Source organism: Haemophilus parainfluenzae (genome assembly GCF_900450995.1).
GTDB classification, from domain to species: Bacteria; Pseudomonadota; Gammaproteobacteria; order Enterobacterales; family Pasteurellaceae; genus Haemophilus_D; species Haemophilus_D parainfluenzae_O.
The window spans coordinates 1,766,565-1,787,784 of the sequence record NZ_UGHY01000002.1 but is presented as its reverse complement, the minus strand read 5'-3'; the positions used below and the strand labels follow the sequence as shown (position 1 = coordinate 1,787,784).

Here is a 21,220-nt window from a genome sequence, read left to right as displayed (position 1 = left end):
AAAGGAGATAAATCACTTTATCTCCTTTCTGTTTATTTACTCGTTAATTATTTACCCTGCATTGCAGCACTCATGATTAACATAAATAGCACACCTTGAACCTGCTCTTTTGGAATCACTTGACCATTAAGTTTTAATTCACCTTTTTCGAGTACTAAGGCTAGCGTCACATTTTTATCGTTATTCACCACAATATTTTGTGCCGCGGCTTGTTTAGCTTGCTCTTCAATTTTCTCTTTAATCAAAGCTTTATCTTCTTCTGGAGCAAATTGTGTCATGATTTTTTCTGCTGTCGCTTTATCTACATGAATATGCACAGCAAAATCCGTAAATTGTTTATATAAACTCCCTTTCATTAAATCAAATTTCGGATCTTTCGCTAATGCTACATTTAAATCTAATGACACTTTACCTTGATTATCTGAAATTGACACTGGGTTAAGTTTAATTTGAGGCTGATTATTAAAAATAGCCATACCATGATTTTCAACCCATGAACTTAAAATTTCAGATACAACTTCATCATTCACATTTTTATCATCTCTGACTGATTTGAAGACGGTGAAGAGTACTTCAATCAATGCATTAATCGCATTTGCTTCAATATGGTTTAACTCAACGTTGTAAGTTAATTTACCAAAATCTTTCCCATCAATAGCTATCGAGTCTACCGTATTTTCACTTTTGGCACTCACGAAATCACCATCGAGTGAAATATCAGATTTTGCTTTAAACCCCTTTTGGACTACAGTGCTCTCTTTTCCCGCATGATCGAGCGTAGCCATTTCAAAACTGTCAATTAAAGAAGTGCTTTTTCCCGTATAAATGTAAGCCCACTTAGTTGGATTATATGAACCTTCGACTTTCATGCCTTTCATTTTCATTGTGATTGATTTAGGCATATCCTCGCTATCTTGCTCCTCCATAACTTCTGGCAAGACGGTAGCACTCACTTCATTTAAAGTCATATCATATTTGCCAGCGAGATCTTTATTAACATCAAAGCCCATATTGATATTTGACCAAGTGACTTTCGTTCCTGGTGACTCTGGATCAGTTAGCTCTCCCCCCGCTAATTCAACTTTACCTTTTGTCGATAAGCTATAGCTAGTAGTTGCTTGATATTGAACAGGTTTATCCGATTTAAACAAATCAAATAAAGGTTGGGTTGTTTCATTTTTACCAATCACACCTTGTGCGGAAAACATCGTTGGTACAAAGTTAAATTTTTCCAACTGATTAAGTGGAAATGGACCATGATAAAGTTTAGTTGAAAACGGAATAGTAAATACTTGTCCTTCTTTTGGTAAAGAAATAACTACTTCATCTTCCACTTGAGAAGTAAAGAAACCGCGCTCAAACTGTTTATTTTGATAAACAACCTTAAATGAATCAGATGAGCCTAAAGCCTGAGCTTGTTTATTCGCTAATTCAATTTGGCGTAAATATTCAGTTTGTGCTTTTTCGCCTGTAAACCAAGCCCCACCGACACCTACCGCACCGAGAGCCACAATCACACCTAATGCTACGACTGATTTTTTCATTTCGATTCCTTTGTTAAATTAATAGATGATTAAAATTGTCGGCAATTTACCACAAAACACAAATTTTTTCTTATTTTTCAAAAATAATTTTATATCCCCCTCTTGAACTTCTCATCTCTGGACTTACTTTGTAAAACAAGAACGGAAATAACCGCACTTTAAAAGGAAGAAAAAATTTTAAATCTTGCCTCTTGAAATGCGAAAAAGTATCCACATCTTATTCATCGTAACAATTTACAACGAATTTAAAATTTAATTAGGAGTAACAACATGGGAAAAATTATTGGTATTGACTTAGGTACAACAAACTCTTGTGTCGCGGTAATGGATGGTGATAAACCACGCGTAATTGAAAACGCAGAAGGCGATCGTACTACTCCGTCAATTATTGCTTATACAAATGATAACGAAATTTTAGTGGGCCAACCGGCAAAACGCCAAGCGGTAACCAACCCTAAGAATACGTTATTTGCAATTAAACGTTTAATCGGTCGTCGTTTTGAAGATGCTGAAGTAAAACGTGATATCGACATTATGCCATTTGAAATCACCAAAGCAGACAACGGTGATGCATGGGTAAATGTAAAAGGTGACAAACTTGCGCCTCCACAAATCTCTGCAGAAGTATTGAAAAAAATGAAGAAAACTGCGGAAGATTTCTTAGGTGAGCCAGTGACTGAAGCGGTAATCACTGTTCCTGCATACTTTAACGATGCTCAACGTCAAGCAACAAAAGATGCAGGTCGTATCGCAGGCTTAGAAGTTAAACGTATTATCAACGAACCAACAGCAGCAGCATTAGCTTACGGTTTAGATAAAGGTCAAGGCAACAAAACTATCGCTGTTTATGACTTAGGTGGTGGTACATTCGACTTATCTATCATCGAAATTGATGAAGTAGGTGGCGAAAAAACCTTCGAAGTATTAGCAACCAACGGTGATACTCACTTAGGTGGTGAAGACTTCGATAACCGTGTAATCAACTACTTAGTAGATGAGTTCAAAAAAGAACAAGGCGTTGATTTACGTAACGATCCACTTGCAATGCAACGTTTAAAAGAAGCAGGTGAAAAAGCGAAAATTGAACTTTCTTCTGCACAACAAACTGATGTGAACTTACCTTACATCACTGCAGATGCAACTGGTCCTAAACACTTAAACATTAAATTAACTCGTGCTAAATTAGAATCTTTAGTAGAAGATTTAGTGGCTAAATCACTTGAACCTGTAAAAGTTGCATTAAACGATGCAGGCTTAAGTGCATCACAAATTGATGATGTTATCCTAGTGGGCGGTCAAACCCGTATGCCATTAGTACAACAAAAAGTAGAAGAATTCTTCGGTAAAGCACCTCGTAAAGATGTGAACCCAGATGAAGCCGTTGCTATCGGTGCAGCAGTTCAAGGTGGTGTATTAGCAGGTGATGTAACTGATGTATTATTGTTAGACGTAACACCGTTATCTTTAGGTATCGAAACCATGGGTGGTGTAATGACTACCTTAATTGAGAAAAACACGACGATTCCAACTAAGAAATCACAAGTGTTCTCAACAGCAGAAGATAACCAAAGTGCAGTAACCATCCACGTGTTACAAGGTGAACGTAAACAAGCATCAGCGAATAAATCTTTAGGTCAATTCAACCTTGAAGGCATCAATCCTGCTCCACGCGGTATGCCACAAATTGAAGTAACCTTCGACATCGACGCTGACGGTATCATCCACGTTTCTGCGAAAGATAAAGGTACTGGTAAAGAACAACAAATCACCATCAAAGCCTCTTCAGGTTTAAGTGATGAAGAAATTCAAAAAATGGTTCATGATGCAGAAGCAAATGCTGAAGCAGACCGTAAATTTGAAGAATTAGTACAAGCTCGTAACCAAGCAGATCACCTTGTACACAGCACACGTAAACAATTAGAAGAAGCAGGTGACAAAGTTCCAGCTGAAGATCGTGCCGCAATTGAAAGCGCATTAAGCGATTTAGAAACTGCAGCGAAAGGTGAAGATAAAGCTGCAATTGAAGCTAAACTTCAATCGCTTGCAGAAGTGGCTCAAAAACTTGCTCAAGCGGCACAACCACAAGGTGATGTACAACAAGCTCAAAGCAACAGCAAACCAAATGATGATGTTGTTGATGCAGAGTTTGAAGAAGTGAAAGATAATAAATAATTTCACTTAAACCCAAATTAAAGGGCGTAGCGATACGCCCTTTTGGCATATTCATTAAACGAAATTTTTCCTGACTTTATTTGGAAGAGTAAAGTCAGAAAAAATACAATTGGTAGGATAATTTACGTGAATGCTCTCCATAATTAGGTAGACGTTCATGTTGAGCATTTCCACATTACAAATCCAAAGTGCAAAAAACATTATCAAAAACGACCGCACTTTACCCAAAACAAACACAACCAAAGGAAAAAACAATGAAATTCGAAACGAAATGCCTCCATGCGGGCTATAGCCCTAAAAACGGTGAGCCACGTGTTCAACCTATTGTACAAAGCACCACTTATACCTACGATTCGGCAGAAGAAATCGGTAAATTATTTGATTTACAAGCGACTGGCTATTTTTATACGCGCCTAGCAAACCCAACAACTAATGCAGCAGAAGAAAAAATTACCGCACTTGAAGGTGGCGTCGCAACAATGTGTACTGCTTCTGGTCAATCTGCGGTTTTCTATGCGATGCTGAATATTTTAGAATCGGGCGATCATTTCATTTCCTCTTCTTATGTGTATGGCGGCACTTACAATTTATTTGCCCACACATTCAAAAAAATGGGTATTGAGGTGACTTTTGTAGATCAAGATTTACCACTTGAAGAACTCAAAAAAGCAATTCGTCCAAATACAAAAGCGGTCTTTGCTGAAACTATTGCGAACCCTGCTTTACGCGTATTGGATATTGAAAAATTTGCTGCCTTAGCAAAAGCTGCGGAAGCGCCATTATTAGTTGATAACACCTTTGCAACGCCCTATTTTTGTCGTCCAATCGAATTTGGTGCGAATGTGGTCATCCACAGTACATCTAAATATTTAGATGGTCATGCTATTGCCCTTGGTGGTGCAATTACAGATGGTGGTAACTTTAATTGGAATAACGGTAAATATCCGCAACTAAGCACACAAGACCAAACTTATCACGGTTTAGTTTATACAGAAGCCTTTGGTCCTGCAGCTTATATTGTCAAAGCGCGTGTTCAATTAATGCGTGATTTAGGAGCAGCGCCTGCCCCGCAAAATAGTTTCTTATTGAATGTCGGTATGGAAACCCTTGCACTTCGTATGCAACGTCATTACGAGAATGCACAGGCCGTAGCCGAGTTTTTAGAAAAACATCCGCAAGTCGCTAAAGTGAATTACCCAGGCTTACCAAGCTCACCAGATTACGCTCTCAAACAAAAATATTTACCTCATGGTTTGTGTGGTGTCATTTCCTTTGAGATCAAAGGTGGCAAAGAAACCGCGGCAAAATGGTTAAACGCGTTACAAATGACCTCACGTGAAGTACACGTAGCCGATATTCGTACTTGTGCGTTACATCCAGCGACTTCAACACATCGCCAATTAAGTGAAGCTGAACTAGAACAAGCCGGTATTTCTGCAGGACTTATTCGTCTTTCTTGCGGTATTGAAAATATCCAAGATATTTTAGCTGACTTAGAACAAGCATTCGCTGCAGCGAAATAAGTATTATAAGGCAGGCAAATTGCCTGCCATTTTAAACGAGAGATAAAAGCGTTCAGCTTATCGCTTATTTTTATTTGTTTACTTATCTTAATAGTAAGCAAACAAAAACAAGTATAAATTAACGTATTTACCCTTGATATTTCTGCCTTCGGCATCATTTTTATTGTTAGGTATGTTGTTAATGCTGTACCACACAATAACAAAAAAAAATTTTTTAAATTTATATTTTTAAACGGAAAACGAAAACATTATGGCAAAGAAAGATTATTACGACGTTCTTGGTGTTGAACGTGGCGCAGATGAAAAAGCAATTAAACGTGCTTACAAAAAACTCGCCATGCAATATCACCCTGATAGAACCAAAGGTGATAAAGCCAAAGAAGAAAAATTTAAAGAAATCCAAGAAGCCTATGAAATCTTAGGCGATAAAGAAAAGCGTGCCGCTTACGATCAATACGGTCACGCAGCCTTTGAACAAGGTGGCATGGGAGGCGGCGGCTTCGGTGGTGGATTCAGCGGCGCTGATTTTGGTGATATTTTTGGTGATATGTTCGGCGATATCTTTGGCGGTGGCGGACGTGGTCGTCAGCGTGTAGTTCGCGGTGAAGATTTACGATATGACATCCAAATTACGTTAGAAGAAGCCGTAAAAGGTACAACCAAAGACATCCAAATCAATACGCTTGCTCACTGTGATAGCTGCGATGGCACTGGCGCAGAAAAAGGCTCAAAAGTTGAAACATGTCCAAGCTGTCATGGTTCTGGTCGTGTTCGTCGTCAACAAGGTTTCTTCGTAACCGAAGCCGTTTGTCCTACTTGTCATGGTTCTGGTAAGAAAATTGAAAAACCATGTAAAAGCTGCCATGGCGAAGGTCGCGTTCACAAGAAGAAAAACCTTTCTGTTAAAATCCCAGCAGGTGTGGATACCGGCAATCAATTACGTTTAAGCGGTGAAGGCGCAGCAGGTGAAAATGGTGCTCCAGCAGGTGATTTATATGTAGTTATTCACGTTAAAGAACATCATATCTTTGAACGAGATGGCAATAATCTCTACTGCGAAGTGCCAATCAGTTTCTCAATGGCAGCGTTAGGAGGTGAAATTGAAGTCCCAACCTTAGATGGTAAAGTGAAACTCAAAATCCCTGCGGAAACCCAAACAGGCAAACTCTTCCGTATGCGTGGTAAAGGAGTAAGCTCTACACGTACTGGCTACGCAGGCGATCTCATTTGTCGAGTAGTGATTGAAACACCGGTGAACTTAAATAAAGAACAAAAAGAATTATTAGAAAAACTGGAAGAAAGTTTGAAAGGGCAAAAATCTCATAGCCCGAAATCTTCAAGCTTTTTAGACGGTGTGAAGAAATTCTTTGATAACTTAGGTAAGTGATCCTAAACAGAAAGTGCGGTCAATTTTAAAACTATTTTGAAATTGACCGCACTTTTATTTTATAAGCAAGGATTTTACACGACAGAAATGGCTTTTATTTGCACATAAACATCCATGCCTTGAGCGAAATGCAATTCATTAAACGCCCATTTACTGATACTTGCCCAAACTTTATGCCCCTCCACCAACACCGCAATGTCAATGCGATTCTCTTGCGGAACGATTTGTACAATTTGCCCTCGTAAGATATTACGAATGCTCGTTTGCTCTGGCTTACTGAGTGTGAGTGACACATCGGAACTATAAATACAGACGCGTACTTTTTCATTCACTTGATGATGTACTTCATTAATCCAAAGCTGTTGTTCGCCCAAAGAAAGTGCGGTCATTTTATAAGTTGGATTATGTAAATACACTGGCAACGCCAACACACTACTCTGCTCCGATTCGCCTTTCCAAGGGGCAAATAACGGATTGTTCCACACATTTTCTAAGGTGTCATAGGCTTTCACTTTACCGTTTTCCATCAGCACAACGCGATCGGCCAAACGTAATAATTCGTCCAAACTGTGCGTCACATATAAAATCGGCACATTAATTTCTTTAGATAGACTTTCTAAATATTGCATAAGCTCACGTTTGCGAGGCACATCTAAAGCTGAAAGCGGTTCATCCATTAACAAAATATCAGGATCTGTTAATAAGGCTCGCCCAATCGCCACACGTTGTTTTTCACCCCCGATAAAGTAAGTGGATAGCGTTTGAGCAACGGTTCAATACCAAGTAGCTGAACGATATAGTCAAAGTCTTCACGGCTGACATTCTTCATGCCATAACGCAAATTGCCTTTGACGTTGTAATGCGGAAATAAACGAGCATCTTGGAATACGTAACCAATTTTGCGCTGATGTACGGGAAGATTCTCACCGTTCTCCACATCCATCAAAGTGCGGTCATTTAAACGAATAAATCCTTGATCGGGATGAGTTAAACCACTTACCAAATTAATCAATGAGGTTTTACCCGAACCTGACAAACCAAAAATAGCCGTCACACCTTGAGTTGGCAGTTGCAGATCCGCACGTAAGGTCAAGCGACCTAATTGTTGTTGTACATTAATGTGTAGCATCGCCCTGCCCCAATTTTTTCTGCATCCGTTTGCTCAATGCTTCGGAAAGCAATAAAGAAATTAATGAAAGGATCACCGCAAACAAACAAAGGCGTGCAGTTTGTGATTCTGCGCCTGGTGTTTGGATAAACGAATACATTGCTAAAGGAATGGTTTGAGTTTCCCCCGCAATATTAGATACGAAGGTAATGGTTGCACCAAACTCTCCTAAAGAGCGAGCAAACCCTAATACTAAACCTGCCAATACACCAGGTAGAGAAAGGGGCAACGTAATCGTAAAAAAAACTCGCCAAGGCGAAGCGCCAAGCGTTTGTGCGGCTTGCTCTAATTTAAAATCAATGCTTTCCAAGGAAAGACGTATCGCTCGTACGACCAATGGAAATGCCACCACCGCTGAAGCTAATACTGCCCCCTTCCAGCTAAAGCCGAAGGATAAGCCAAACCATTGATATAAATACTTGCCAATAAAGCCATTACGTCCCATGGCGACTAATAATAAATAACCGATTACTACCGGCGGTAACACCAAAGGCAGATGAATAATTCCTGTAACCAGCGACTTACCGTAAAATTCCTTACGAGCCAGTAACCAAGCAATAAAAATTGCGAAGGGTAAACTCCAAAGCATAGAACTCAATGCGACACTCATGCTTAAGTGAATCGCATCCCATTCCATCGGGCTTAATTGAAACCAAGAGAGCAAAATATTTCCTTGTGTATATGTCGATATGTCGAAATTTCTTTAGGAATAACAAAAAGGACAGTTGCCTGTCCTTTCTTTATAAAGTCTAGCTCATTATTTCACAGAGAAACCATATTCAACAAATATTTTTTTCGCTGCGCTCGATTCTAAGTAATTAAGGAAATCACGAGTATCCGCGTTGTCATGATCTTTTAAAATCGCAACGGGATATTCAACCGGTTTATAACTGTCTTTCGGGAATACACCGACTGCTTTCACGTCTTTACTCACTTTCGCATCGGTGCTATACACAATACCATAAGGGGCTTCAGCACGTTCAACTAAGGCTAATGCACCACGTACGTCTTTCGCACGCGCTAATTTATCTTTAACTTGATCCCATAAATTTAATTTGGTTAATGACTCTTCAGCATATTGTCCTGCAGGAACGTGCGCAGGATCACCTACGGATAAATAGCTGTCTTTTAAGCCTTTAATCCATTCACCTCTGGCAATATCCACTGAATTAACAGCACTTTTAGCCGGTGCAATTAATACTAATTCATTGCCTGCTAATACTTTTTCAGTTTCTTTTACAGTGAGATTTTTGTCTGATAAATATTTCATCCATTTGTTGCTTGCTGAAATAAATAAGTCTGCAGGTGCACCTTCTTCAACTTGTTTTGCAAGCGTAGAAGAAGAAGCAAAAGAGAAAACGACGGTATTATTTGGCTTTTCAGTTTGGTATTGATCCGCAATTTGTTTTAACGCATCAGTCATTGAAGCTGCAGCAAACACAGTCACTTTTGCTGATGCAGCAAAAGATACGCCCATACCCGCAATTAAAAGTGCGGTTGCAAATTTAGTTAATTTCATTATTTATCTCCTATATAAATAAAACTATATATAAAAAAATATACTGCGGATAAATTATAACTTGAATTTTCAAATAAGCATACAGAAAAACTTAAAGATCAAGTAAAATAAACAGAATTGTGTATTAGGAGGAGATGATGAAACAAACTGAAATTTTACTGACGATCAAACTTCATCAAGAATTATTTATTGATCCAAAACGTGTTCGCCTCTTAAAAGAAATTAAAGAATGTGGCTCAATCAACCAAGCAGCTAAAAACGCTAAAGTGAGTTATAAAAGTGCTTGGGATCACCTTGAGGCGATGAATAAAATCAGCCCCAAACCGCTTTTAGAACGTAATATAGGTGGGAAAAACGGGGGCGGTACCTCATTAACCACTTATGCCGAGCGTTTACTGCAGCTTTATGATTTGCTCGAACAAACACAAGAGCATGCCTTTCATATTCTGCAAGATGAGACGATCCCACTAAACAGTCTACTTTCAGCAACGGCAAAATTCTCCTTACAAAGTAGCGCGCGCAATCAATTTTTCGGTAAGGTGGCAAGCCAACATATCGTGGACTCTCGCTGCATTGTTGCAGTAAACATTCAAGATTTAGCTCATCCATTACATGTTTCGATCACAATGCGCAGCGCTGAGCGTCTCAGACTCATTACTGAAAAAGAAGTGATGGTCATGTTTAAAGCCCCTTGGGTGAAAATTAGTGCCACCCCATTAGAAGAAAAAAATAACCTCTTCCAAGCGACTATTCTTTCAATGGAAAACGAAGAAGCCATTGTGCAATTAAAGGACAGCTCAATTGAATTTTGTGCGAGTATTCATAGCAAAGATGGCTGGAAAGTTGGACAAGAAGTGTGGTTACACGTTGAGCCAGAACAGATTATTCTAGCGACATTGAAATAATCCTAAAACCAAAAGTGCGATCAAAATTGATGGCACTTTATTATTTGCGCTTATAACGCAATCTCATCAATCGAGCGTCCAAAACTTGGTAAAAAGACTTGTAAAAAATAATCCATTTCCTGGCTGTGCCATTGTTCCATTAAATTTTCTAAGCGTTTTTTCGCTGTTTTAAATTCATGGTTACCATGCTCTAATTCAAATTGAGCTTTAATATACGCACAAATCAAATCCGCTTGTTTTACTAAATGCTTTTCTTCTGGGCTAAATTGCTCACTATCTAAATATGGTGCAAAACTCTCTTGCAATTCAACCGGGAGCAAACTAATTAAATGCAATTCTGCAGCTGCTTCAATATCTTTATAAGCATGCGTGATTTCAGAGTTAAAATACTTAATTGGGGTCGGTAAATCACCAGTGAAAATTTCAGAGGTATCATGATACATCGCCATCACTGCAATACGTTCAGGATTGACTGAACCATCAAAAAAGTGATTTTTAATAATGGCTAAAGCTTGTGCTACAAAAGCTACTTGCAGGCTATGCTCCGCCAAGTTTTCCTTTTCAATATTGCGCATTAATGACCAACGCTGAATTAAGCGAAGACGATCTAAACAAGCAAAAAAGTGACTAGTTTTAACTTCCACAATATATCCTTAATTAGACGGTAACTCTTCAATAATCACGGGAAGATCAATCATTTTACCTAAACGAGAAATTGTGACGATGACTTCTGTATTCGGTTTAGTATCACTGATAATTTGCATCATTTCACGAATAGACAGATTATCTTGTTTATTTAAACGCAAAATTACATCACCCACTTGGATACCCGCTTTCGCTGCAGGGCTATTGGCGGTCACACCTGTAATTACAATACCACTATTTGAGTTAGCGGTGATTTCACTTTGTACCCCAAAATAACCACGAATCACGCGTCCATCGCGAATAATTTTATCTAACACATCATTTGCAATACTAATTGGAATCGCAAAATTTAACCCTTCTGCAATTTCATTAGCTGTTTTACCAATACTTAACGTGCTAATCCCCACTAATTCGCCCGCAGAGTTAATCAACGCGCCACCAGAGTTACCACGGTTAATTGATGCATCTGTTTGAATAAAGTTTTGACGACCTAAAGAATCCCCTACGGCACTACGCCCTACCGCACTGATAATCCCTTGGGAAACACTTTGACCGAGGTTATACGGGTTACCAATAGCAAGAGCAATATCACCAACTCGAACTTGGCGTTCTTTATTTTGTGGAATAGTAGAAAGATTGGTTGCTTTGATTTTTAATACCGCAAGATCCGTCAAATTATCCGAACCAATTAAATTCGCTTCATAAATATTGCCGTTTTGCAGTGCCACCACAATTTGATCAGCATTTTGGATAACGTGTTTATTGGTAAGAATATAACCGTCTTTGGTCATAATCACGCCAGAACCTAAGTTATTTACCTGTAATTGATCGCTATCATTAATGTTGGCAGAAGAAAAAGATCGGTTGTACACGTTCACCACCGCAGGCGAAGCAATTCTCACGGCACTATTGAACGAAACGATATCATCAGCAGAGAAAAGGCTGCTGTTATTGAGCTTAGGAACGGCAAATAAAATAACACCTGCCGCAGCAAGCCCCCAAAGGGCGGAGTGGAAAAGTTTTTTAAACATTTTTTATTCTTTTATTAATAAGTTAGGTAAATAACTGAGCTTTAAATCGTCCCCAATTCTTTCACATTCTTGCAATTGCCACAATGGGGCATCAGAAAGTTTTTCTAAATGCGGGAGTTGGCATAATCCTCGACCGTTATCTCCAAGAGTTTCGGGGCGACATAAATGATTAATTCATCTACAGCATGTTGTTCAATCAGGCTTCCCGCTAAATTGGCGCCCGCTTCAACCCAAATGGAATTCACTTGTCGCTTACCTAATTCTGTCATCAATAGATCAAAATCATAGTTTTCTGGCAGTAACATTTGCTCACAGAAATCAGGGAATAGAGACATATCCCGTGGAATTGAACCCACAAGCCAAACTGGCGAATGGGTATGGAATAATTGATGGTTTGGTTGAACTCGATTTTTAGAATCTAAGATTATGCGAATAGGCTGACGCACAGTATCTTCAGCATATTCCGCTTTTAGATCATCGGGGAATTGATTCCAACGCACGTTCAAGCTTGGATCATCGGCTAACACGGTAGCACTTGTAGATAAAAGTGCGGTCGCTTTGGCTCGCATTTTTTGTACATCTGCACGAGCTGCTGCACCAGTGATCCACTTACTTTCACCGCTCGCCATGGCTGTTCGGCCATCTAAACTCATGGCTAATTTTAGCTGCACATAAGGCTTGCCTGTTCTCATACGTTTGAGAAAACCTTTATTTAAAACTTCTGCTTGTTCGTTCAATAAATTGACCGCACCTGGTATGCCTGCATCGGCTAACATTTTTAAGCCCTTGCCCGCCACTTGAGGATTAGGATCTGCCATGGCTGCGACAACTCGACTGACACCCGCTTCAATTAAACCTAATGCACAAGGCGGTGTGCGTCCATAATGAGAACAAGGTTCAAGTGTCACATAAGCCGTTGCGTCTTTCGCTTTCTCACCGGCGTCTGCCAACGCTACACGTTCTGCATGAGGCTGACCGGCTTTAAAATGAAACCCTTTCCCGACAATTTCACCGTTTTTAACCAACACACATCCTACGGATGGATTAGGCGTCGTGGTGTACTGCCCTTTTGCCGCAAGCTCAAGAGCCAGTTGCATAAATTTCACGTCATCAGGGGAAAAGGTGTCACTCATATTAATCCTTTAAGCTTTCAATTTCTTTGGTGAATTCATTGATATTATCAAAGCTCAAATAAACGGACGCAAAACGGATATACGCCACTTTATCTAATTCTTTCAGCTCATTCATGGCTAATTTACCTACGAGATGACTTGGTACTTCGCGTTCACCCGTCGCACGTAATTGGATAATAATATGGCTGATGGCTTTTTCCACATCATCCGAACTGACAGGGCGTTTTTCTAACGCATGTTGAATACCGCTACGCAATTTATCTTCGTTAAACGGCTCGCGTGACCCATCATTTTTAATAATTTTTGGCACCACTAATTCGGCCGTTTCAAAGGTGGTAAAGCGCTCATGACAATTCCCGCATTCCCGACGACGACGCACTTGATACCCATCAGAAACCAAACGGCTGTCAATCACCTTAGTTTCTTCAGTTGAACAAAACGGACAACGCATTTTAGATCCTTTTCAAAATTATTCTTAAGTCAGCATCTTATCAAAAATCCAAGATCTTTTCGATCTGAAGATCCGCTTTAAGACAACATTTCTCCAAACCAGGATGTGGTTTGTTTCACCAACTGCAAGAGACCATCCTGCGATTTAAATTGTTCTGTTTGCCCCAACACCCTCGCCCAATAAGGATCAGCTTTACCGTAACCATAAGGATCATCTTTCGCAAGGGATTCGATATTCGCTAAAACATTGTCAAAATTGACCGCACTTTCATCTTTTTCAATAAACTTCGCTATATTTTCCTTTGGAATGAGCTGAATTTGTTGCTGGCTTTGTAAATAAGCCTCGATATACATTTTCAGTTTCTCAAGTGCGGTTGATTTTTCTATTGTTTTTAATGTTAAATCCTTATCTTTAGCGATAATACGTGGTGGCAGTGCGTTCTCTTTTGTCGCCAGTTGAATGAGATAATAAAGCCATGGACGAATACGATAACGATCTTTATATTTTGCAAATCGCCATTCGATTATCTGATTTTCATCACCAAATAATGGCTCCATATAGCCAAACAAGCGAATATTGCCTTGTGCCGTTTCCACCACAAAATCAACACTCTCACTGTGGGGTGAAGAATAATCCTTAATTTTCTCTTTAAAAGCCAATACATCAGCACGAATGGATTGCGCACAAACTTCCGCAAACTCGCCGCGTGGCATGATGCCTTTTACTCGCTGTTTGGCGAAATAATCGTTAAATTGCGCTTCCTCTAAATGCAATAACTCATTATTAATGCGATAACGATCCAAACCATTTAACGTGAAGTTTTCACTTTCTTCAATGCGATCACCTTCATCTCGGAAATACACGCCAAGCTGCTTTTCAAAAAAGAATTTCACTGGATTTTCAACAAAACTCACAAAACGATCGAGTTCAATTTCCGTTATTGGCTCTTGATTTTCGCCCATAGGCACAACAAATTCATGACATTTTCTTTCTTGGAATTGCGCAATCGGCAGCCATTTTTTTGCAAAAGAGCGGTTAATTTTCCCTTTATTTTGGAAATTACTTGGACTAAACGCCGTCATTGGATGTTGTTCAATTCTCAAGCCATTTTCTGAATAATGATTAATATAATCAATTAACTGGCTCACTAACACTGAAGGCTCTTTGGGTTGATTATCAATAATCGAACAGCCCACATAACTCACATAAAAATGAGATCTTGCAGCCAGTAAGGCTTCAAGGAATAAGTAACGATCATCGTCTCGACGAACACGATCGCCTTTTTGATGATGATATTGCATTAAGTCAAAACTATTTGGTGTATGACTGCGTGGGTAATCAGCCTCATTCATCCCAAGCAAACATACCACTTTGAAAGGAATAGATCGCATTGGTAAAAGCGTGCAGAAATTCACTTTCCCTGCTAAGAAGCGAAGGCTATTTGGTGTTTCTTCTAAACGTGCAGACATCACTTCCGCAATCACATCCGCTTGCAAAGTTTCTTCAAAATTGACGGTCTGCAAATCATCGGCAAAGGCATTGATACAATCCTGAATATAAAATAAGGTATCCGCAGTTTCTTCATTTTGCACAAAGAAATCCGTCAAAAGTGCGGTTAATTTTTCACGCCATTTTTCAATATTGTGTGCCTTTTGCAAATCTTGATGCCATTTATTTAGGGCTGTAAAAAATTGATTCACCGCACCGACTAACTGCCCTTTCAATCCATAGCTACTATCAAGTCCAAGACTGTCCTGCCAAACGCCTTGCTCTTCACGCATCGCATAACCTAAAGTCATACGTTCAAGTCCCGCCTGCCATGCGTTAAAATTCAGTGTATTCTGCAGTTTTTCTAAACCAAAGCGAATACCCGACTCTTTCACCCATTCACGGATTTGTTCGAGATCTACAAGGGCAATATTAAAACGCTCACGGATAGCGGGAATATCCAATAAAGCCAGTACTTCTTCCGCGCCAAACTGACTTTCTCTTAAATTTAGCAGGGAAAGATAGCTCGACACGATCACATCACTTTCAGACAATTTACTGTCAGAAATCGAGAATGGAATAGTAGGTGCATCCGCACTATTCGTACCAAAGACAGCCTGAATATAAGGCGTATATTGGTTAACATCAGCAACCATGACCACCACATCTTTTGGTGTAATCTGCTCTTCTTTTGGCTTATGCTGATTTTGATTGAATAAATCCAACAAATAATCATGCAGCACTTCAACTTCTCGCATCGCGCTATGGCAAGATTTCACGACCAAAGAGCGGTCATTTTTCTCTACATTTAATGCACCATGACTCAACGTCAAAATTTGATTTTGGATCTGTCCTAGTAACGTTTTTTCAGGAAGTTCCGCATAGTAATCACGGGAAATGGCTTGAATATTTTCTTCATCACGCACTAATTGATAGAGAAAATCCCGTCCCATTTTTCCCCAAGAGGCTAAAAGCGGATTTCCGCTGAACAATTCTTCTTGTTGATTGGTGTAATCAAGGTCAGCAGGTTCCCATGACACTTGCTCGGCTGAAATTAAAGGCTTCACATCATCACTTTCTTGCACGAAACGCTGTCTTTCTAATAAATAGGATTTACTCAGATCTCGCAGGTCGCCCCAGTATTCTTGACATGGATTATTGAAGAATAAATGTACGTCTGTTTTAGCTGAAATACCTTGGAAAATATTGAGATAAACCGTTGGCAATGCTGGAATACCAAAAATAAAAATACGTTCTGGTAAGTTGAGCGTCGCATTGGGATCACGACATAATGCTAAAAATTGTTGATTAAGTGCAGCACGATGTTTTGCTTTTCCACCGAAATCACGTTGGACATCATTCACCAAGGCTCGCCATAAAATTCCCTGCCAGTGAATATTGCCTTTAATTTGAGAAAGAAAGGTAGGATTTAACGCCGCCCCCCCCTGCTTTTGCTGATTAATTTGAGCCAAGATCTTTTCATCGTTATTTTCTTCCCATGCGGCAATCCATTCGGGACGATAGACGAGATATTGGTCAAATAAATCGGCAACTTTTAGGCTTAATTGATAAAGTTTTTGCTGTTCTGATGCAGGTGAAGACGCTAAATATTTTTTTAATGGTTCAAATTCTTTTTGCTGTAAAAAAGTAGGGATTAATCGCATTAATCGCCATAACGTTGAATCTTTTTCAAAAGGGTTTTGCGTGGAAACATTCGGCAAATTATCAGCGTAAAGTTTCCAAATAAAACTGGAAGGCATGGGGAATTGGAAATTCGCTGCAACACCGCGTTTTTTAGCAATTTCCATTTGCAACCATTGTGCCATACCTGGACTTTGCACTAACACAATGTCAGATTGAAACGGATCATGTTGCGGTAAATTTTCCAACAGCGAAACTAAAATATCCTTTTGAATTTCTGGTTGGTTTGAATAATAAGTAACGAACAAAGTAACGCCCTTTTGAAAGCAAAAACAATGCGTTATTTTACTCGGTTTTCAATAAAAATTCACCTTGAGGATAGCGTATATTCACTTGATGATGACTGCATTGAATTGAAAATTGAATGCCATTTTGTTCTACGCTATTTTCACAAGACAAGCCTAAAAACTGACGTTGAGCCTGATTTTCAGCAATTTGAATCGCCTGAAATTCTTGAAAAATTCTGACCGCACTTTTCCGTTGCTCAGTCGTCCATCGGTCAAAGATCAAAAATAACCCGCTGAAAATCGATAAGGCTAATAAAAGTGACATTAACGACATGCCATTATTCACTTTGATCTTGCGCACTTAAATCACTCCAACTTTTATCCACCAAACGCCATTGGCTATATTCTTGTACGAGTTTTGTTACCACGGCTTTACCGTAAGCTACCGTCACGTCTCCCTCCAACTTAAGTGAGCCTCCAGTAATCACTGCACCACTAATACGCCCTCTGCCGGTTAAACTTAAATCTCCTTCTGCTAGCAGAATACCACTCACATTCCCTTTAATTTCTAATTGGCTTTGCGTTATCCAATATACTTGCGGTGTTTTTTTAACAGTTAAAGTAGTATCTACTTTCACAAAGTGCGGTTGAAAATCAGCTTGTTTTTCGCTAGAAATAAAATCTCGCAGCATATTTTCATTAATGCCTTTTGTGGGCGATTTCTTAAATAACTCTGCGCGTTTACACCAAACAGAATAGGCGACTTTATCCTCTACCCCATTAGACTCGAAAAAGACCTGTTTCACTTTTTCAGTACCATTTAAAGGCAAGTTTTGGCAAATGTGCGTTTGTTGTTGCTGACTGATTTTCTGTAAAGGAAGGCTTTGTTCTACATAATATTTTCGCTGACTCATTTGAGATCGAAAAAACGCAAAGATCTGTTCATCAAATAATAAGATCAATGCCAATAATCCCGAAAGTAAAATTAGCGCCGTCAGTGTTACAATCCCTTTTTTCATCATCATTCTTCTTGATTTAATAAAGGCACCACAAGCGAAGTTTCATATTGAATATGCTTATATGCGGCAAGATGCCCTGCGAGTTTGATTTCAATCCCTTTCCCGGCCTTTAACCAATCAAAACGTAATTGAGAAATCTCAAACTCTTTTTCATCCAATAAATCTGTCCATCCACCACCAGCGTTACAAGTAGATTGCGTTAAAGCACGCTGACATTCTGCTGAACGACAATCTGCATTTACCGCATTTTTATAAGTTTGTTTGGTTTCGATCATTTTGCCGTTAAGTTTGTAACCAAATAGCTCCTTTTCGATATTTTTTGCCACATTTTTAACGACATTTACGCAGGTGTTTTTTGTGTATTTTTCACCAATACAACCATTACTATTCAAATCATAAAAAAATAAGACACAACTATTTGATGGTGCATTGTCTGCTTGAGCAATGGTTATTGCAGTACCCTTTTCGTCTAATTCGAATAAAGCCAGATTATCTTCAATGAGTTTTTGGTTTGCGGCTCGAAAGCCTACTCGACGCAGATCTTTCCCGATGAGTTGGATTGTGCGTTGTAATTCCGCTTGTAATTTAAGTTGTAACATTAAACGCTGATTTTGCTGTTGAGTTTGGGCATAAAATTGTGCAACCAATAACAATAATAAAGCAGATAAGCCGAGTGAAATCAACAAGCTCACCAATGTTTCGCCTTTTAATGGTTTCATCTTGTACATGCACTCGCCGCTTGATCAGACTTTAATTTGATACTGCCAACATTGAAAAAAGAGAACAATGTTCGATGCTCTTCAGCCTGTAACATAAAACAATTTGTTTCCATGGTATTTCTGGCCCCATTAAATTTCACCGCTACTTCAGACGGATATAATTTAGGGCCTATCAGCATCGTTTTTTCTTCAAAATAAGGATAGTAAAAATGCGCATAAAGGTTTTTAGGACAATTCTGGGGATGAAAACAATCACAAAAATGATCGCTTTTTACTTGAGCTGTGATACACCAACGTTGATTTGCCCTATCTTGATTGGCCAAAATAAACCAAATCGCCGATGAATTTTCTACCCTCGCTTGAATATTACGTAAGAAAAAATAAAGCCGTTGTTGCTCTTTTTCGAGAAAATATTTGGGATCGTTTTTCTGCCATTTAGGCAATGCAAACGCTAACGTTAAGCTTAAAATAAATAATACAATCAAGGTTTCTAATAAGGTTATCCCTTTATACATAAAATGCCTTCTTTTTTGACCGCACTTTAAAAGTCCTTTAGAAGAAAGCCAAATTGGCTACTTTATTTTTGCTATACCGATCGCAAATTTCCTTTAAAGAATGAGAAAAACCGTGAATTAAACATTTTCAACTGGCTATTTACTAAAACTCCCTTATAATAGACGACCTATTTATCTGTTCTTTAAAATCTGGTGGAAATATGAATCCAATGTTAAATATCGCTATTCGTGCGGCACGAAAAGCGGGCAACGTGATTGCTAAAAACTATGAGCGCCGTGATGACATCCAAACAAGTAAAAAAGGTATTAATGATTATGTGACTAGCGTCGATAAAGCCGCTGAAGCTGAGATCATTGAAATCATTCAAAAATCTTATCCTGATCATACAATTATCAGTGAAGAACGTGGTGCATTAGAAGGCAAAGACAGTGATATTCAATGGGTGATTGATCCACTAGATGGCACAACCAACTTTGTAAAAGGTTTGCCACATTTCTCTGTTTCCATTGCTATCCGTGTAAAAAACCGTACCGAAGTAGGTGTGGTTTACGATCCTATTCGTAATGAATTATTCACTGCTGTACGTGGTGAAGGCGCAAAATTAAATGAAGTGCGTTTACGTGTAGATAGCCAAAATGAACTTAACGGGGCGATTTTAGCCACCGGTTTCCCATTCAAACAACCAAGCTTGATGCCAACTCAATTTGCTATCATGAATAACTTAATTGATGAAGCAGCAGATTTCCGCCGTACGGGTTCTGCCGCATTAGACCTTTGCTATGTGGCTTCAGGTCGCGTTGACGGTTATTTCGAAATGGGCTTAAAACCTTGGGATTGCGCAGCAGGTGATTTAATCGTACGTGAAGCGGGCGGTTTAGTGTGTGATTTCAATGCAGGTCATGGCTATTTACGCTCAGGCAACATCGTGGCTGCACCAGCGCGTATTTTAAAAGAAATGCTGAATAAAATTCAGCCTTGCTTAACGGAACAAGTTAAGTAAGCCTCAATCAAAAGTGCGGTGAAATTTCACCGCACTTTTTTTATGACTAATTTCTGTCGAGTGGCTTTCTATTTTCTTCCGTTTCCGGCTCAAGATCTAATTTAGCCATGAGCAGCTGATCGCCATCTTCTTCTGGGTTGCCAGTCACTAATAATTTATCACCATAGAAAATGGAATTTGCGCCAGCCATAAAACACATCGCTTGCATTTCTTCACTCATGCCTTGACGACCTGCAGAAAGACGAACATAACTTTTCGGCATAGTAATACGCGCAACAGCAATAGTACGAACAAACTCTGTCCAATCTAAATCAGCTGCATCTGCCATTGGTGTGCCTTCTACTTTCACTAATTGGTTAATTGGCACGGACTCTGGCTGCGGATCAAGATTTGCCAAACTTGCAATGAGGCCTGCTCGCTCTTTACGGGTTTCGTTCATTCCGACAATACCGCCACAGCAAACTTTCAAACCGGCATGACGCACTTTTCCTAATGTGCTTAAACGATCATCAAAACGACGTGTGCCAATGACATTGTGATAATTTTCTGGCGCGGTATCTATATTGTGGTTGTAATAGTCCAATCCTGCATCTTTTAACTCTTCCGCCATACCATCTTGCAACAACCCAAAGGTGCCGCAAGTTTCTAAGCCAATATCTTTTACCGCACGAATAATCGCCGTCACTTTTTCCATATCTTTAGGTTTAGGACCACGCCATGCTGCTCCCATACAAAAACGTCCTGCACCACGTGCTTTAGCAATTTTGGCTTTTTCGACAATTTCATCAATATCCAAGATCTGCTGATTTTGCACGCCTGTTTGATAACGTGCTGATTGTGGGCAATAACCACAATCCTCTGGACAGCCCCCTGTTTTAATCGACATCAACGTCGATAACTGTATTGCGCCAGGGTTGAAATGCTCTCGATGCACTTGAGCCGCACGATAGACTAATTCTAAAAAAGGTGTTTCAAACAACGCTTCGACTTTACAAACAGACCAATACTCTACTGATGGATGGGGCGTAATAGATGAAAGCTGTACTACATTTGTTGTGGTCATTATATTTTC

At 39.4% G+C, this 21,220-nt stretch carries 17 protein-coding genes and 2 pseudogenes; 5 read left to right on the top strand and 14 right to left on the bottom strand.

Annotated elements, in window-relative coordinates:
• Positions 1-47 precede the first annotated feature (47 nt).
• The gene (locus tag DX522_RS09120) at positions 48-1,544 is read right to left on the bottom strand and encodes a YdgA family protein (protein WP_115180554.1); all 1,497 of its coding nucleotides are present in this window, start codon (positions 1,542-1,544) and stop codon (positions 48-50) included.
• A 270-nt stretch (positions 1,545-1,814) separates the two neighbouring features.
• Here DX522_RS09120 and dnaK point away from each other — a divergent pair, with 270 nt between their 5' ends.
• The 3 genes from dnaK to dnaJ all read left to right on the top strand — a co-directional run bounded on the left by dnaK (position 1,815) and on the right by dnaJ (position 6,626).
• Positions 1,815-3,716: a molecular chaperone DnaK gene (gene dnaK / locus DX522_RS09115; RefSeq protein WP_115180553.1), complete on the top strand. Its 1,902-nt coding sequence runs from the start codon at positions 1,815-1,817 to the stop codon at positions 3,714-3,716.
• Positions 3,717-3,970: 254 nt separating this feature from the next.
• On the top strand, positions 3,971-5,239 hold the full coding sequence (locus tag DX522_RS09110; protein WP_115180552.1) for an O-acetylhomoserine aminocarboxypropyltransferase/cysteine synthase family protein: 1,269 nt from the start codon (positions 3,971-3,973) through the stop codon (positions 5,237-5,239).
• Between the two features lie 250 nt (positions 5,240-5,489).
• On the top strand, positions 5,490-6,626 hold the full coding sequence (gene dnaJ, locus DX522_RS09105) for a molecular chaperone DnaJ (protein WP_070713585.1): 1,137 nt from the start codon (positions 5,490-5,492) through the stop codon (positions 6,624-6,626).
• A gap of 74 nt (positions 6,627-6,700) precedes the next feature.
• On the opposite strand, the pseudogene modC reads toward dnaJ, so the two are convergent.
• The 3 genes and pseudogenes from modC to modA form a co-directional block, all read right to left on the bottom strand.
• Positions 6,701-7,755, bottom strand: a pseudogene (gene modC, locus DX522_RS09100) (molybdenum ABC transporter ATP-binding protein ModC).
• A complete protein-coding gene (modB, locus tag DX522_RS09095) occupies positions 7,742-8,458 on the bottom strand; it encodes a molybdate ABC transporter permease subunit (RefSeq protein ID WP_262054206.1) in 717 nt (238 codons plus the stop codon). Before modB ends, modC begins: the two are co-directional and overlap by 14 nt.
• 93 nt (positions 8,459-8,551) lie before the next feature.
• Positions 8,552-9,316 carry a molybdate ABC transporter substrate-binding protein gene (gene modA / locus DX522_RS09090; protein WP_115180551.1) on the bottom strand — a complete coding sequence of 255 codons (765 nt, stop codon included), beginning with the start codon at positions 9,314-9,316 and terminating at the stop codon, positions 8,552-8,554.
• A 134-nt stretch (positions 9,317-9,450) separates the two neighbouring features.
• Here modA and DX522_RS09085 point away from each other — a divergent pair, with 134 nt between their 5' ends.
• The gene (locus DX522_RS09085) at positions 9,451-10,218 is read left to right on the top strand and encodes a TOBE domain-containing protein (RefSeq protein WP_115180550.1); all 768 of its coding nucleotides are present in this window, start codon (positions 9,451-9,453) and stop codon (positions 10,216-10,218) included.
• Positions 10,219-10,268: 50 nt separating this feature from the next.
• Here the strand turns inward: DX522_RS09085 and yfbR are convergent, their stop codons facing one another.
• The 9 genes and pseudogenes from yfbR to DX522_RS09040 form a co-directional block, all read right to left on the bottom strand.
• Complete coding sequence (yfbR, locus tag DX522_RS09080; RefSeq protein ID WP_115180549.1) at positions 10,269-10,865, bottom strand: 5'-deoxynucleotidase; 597 nt, start codon at positions 10,863-10,865, stop codon at positions 10,269-10,271.
• Between the two features lie 6 nt (positions 10,866-10,871).
• On the bottom strand, positions 10,872-11,894 hold the full coding sequence (gene degS, locus DX522_RS09075; RefSeq protein WP_115180548.1) for an outer membrane-stress sensor serine endopeptidase DegS: 1,023 nt from the start codon (positions 11,892-11,894) through the stop codon (positions 10,872-10,874).
• 3 nt (positions 11,895-11,897) lie between these two features.
• Positions 11,898-13,027, bottom strand: a pseudogene (ribD, locus tag DX522_RS09070) (bifunctional diaminohydroxyphosphoribosylaminopyrimidine deaminase/5-amino-6-(5-phosphoribosylamino)uracil reductase RibD).
• A 1-nt stretch (position 13,028) separates the two neighbouring features.
• On the bottom strand, positions 13,029-13,478 hold the full coding sequence (gene nrdR / locus DX522_RS09065) for a transcriptional regulator NrdR (protein WP_005695670.1): 450 nt from the start codon (positions 13,476-13,478) through the stop codon (positions 13,029-13,031).
• Positions 13,479-13,555: 77 nt separating this feature from the next.
• Positions 13,556-16,915: an exodeoxyribonuclease V subunit gamma gene (gene recC / locus DX522_RS09060; RefSeq protein ID WP_115180547.1), complete on the bottom strand. Its 3,360-nt coding sequence runs from the start codon at positions 16,913-16,915 to the stop codon at positions 13,556-13,558.
• Positions 16,916-16,952: 37 nt separating this feature from the next.
• Positions 16,953-17,219 (bottom strand): DUF5374 domain-containing protein, encoded by a 267-nt coding sequence (locus DX522_RS09055; protein ID WP_115180546.1) that lies wholly within the window; start codon positions 17,217-17,219, stop codon positions 16,953-16,955.
• Between the two features lie 13 nt (positions 17,220-17,232).
• Positions 17,233-17,919: a DUF2572 family protein gene (locus DX522_RS09050; protein WP_262054205.1), complete on the bottom strand. Its 687-nt coding sequence runs from the start codon at positions 17,917-17,919 to the stop codon at positions 17,233-17,235.
• Positions 17,916-18,632, bottom strand: coding sequence for a type II secretion system protein J (locus tag DX522_RS09045; protein WP_115180913.1), 717 nt, complete (start codon positions 18,630-18,632; stop codon positions 17,916-17,918). Before DX522_RS09045 ends, DX522_RS09050 begins: the two co-directional genes overlap by 4 nt.
• Positions 18,629-19,147 carry a prepilin-type cleavage/methylation domain-containing protein gene (locus DX522_RS09040; protein WP_115180544.1) on the bottom strand — a complete coding sequence of 173 codons (519 nt, stop codon included), beginning with the start codon at positions 19,145-19,147 and terminating at the stop codon, positions 18,629-18,631. The genes DX522_RS09045 and DX522_RS09040 overlap by 4 nt, the downstream gene beginning before the upstream one ends.
• Before the next feature lie 200 nt (positions 19,148-19,347).
• On the opposite strand from DX522_RS09040, the gene suhB reads away from it, so the two are divergent.
• Complete coding sequence (gene suhB / locus DX522_RS09035) at positions 19,348-20,148, top strand: inositol-1-monophosphatase (protein WP_049355386.1); 801 nt, start codon at positions 19,348-19,350, stop codon at positions 20,146-20,148.
• Between the two features lie 46 nt (positions 20,149-20,194).
• Here suhB and bioB read toward each other — a convergent pair whose 3' ends face one another.
• Complete coding sequence (gene bioB / locus DX522_RS09030) at positions 20,195-21,211, bottom strand: biotin synthase BioB (protein WP_049355387.1); 1,017 nt, start codon at positions 21,209-21,211, stop codon at positions 20,195-20,197.
• Positions 21,212-21,220: the final 9 nt, after the last annotated feature.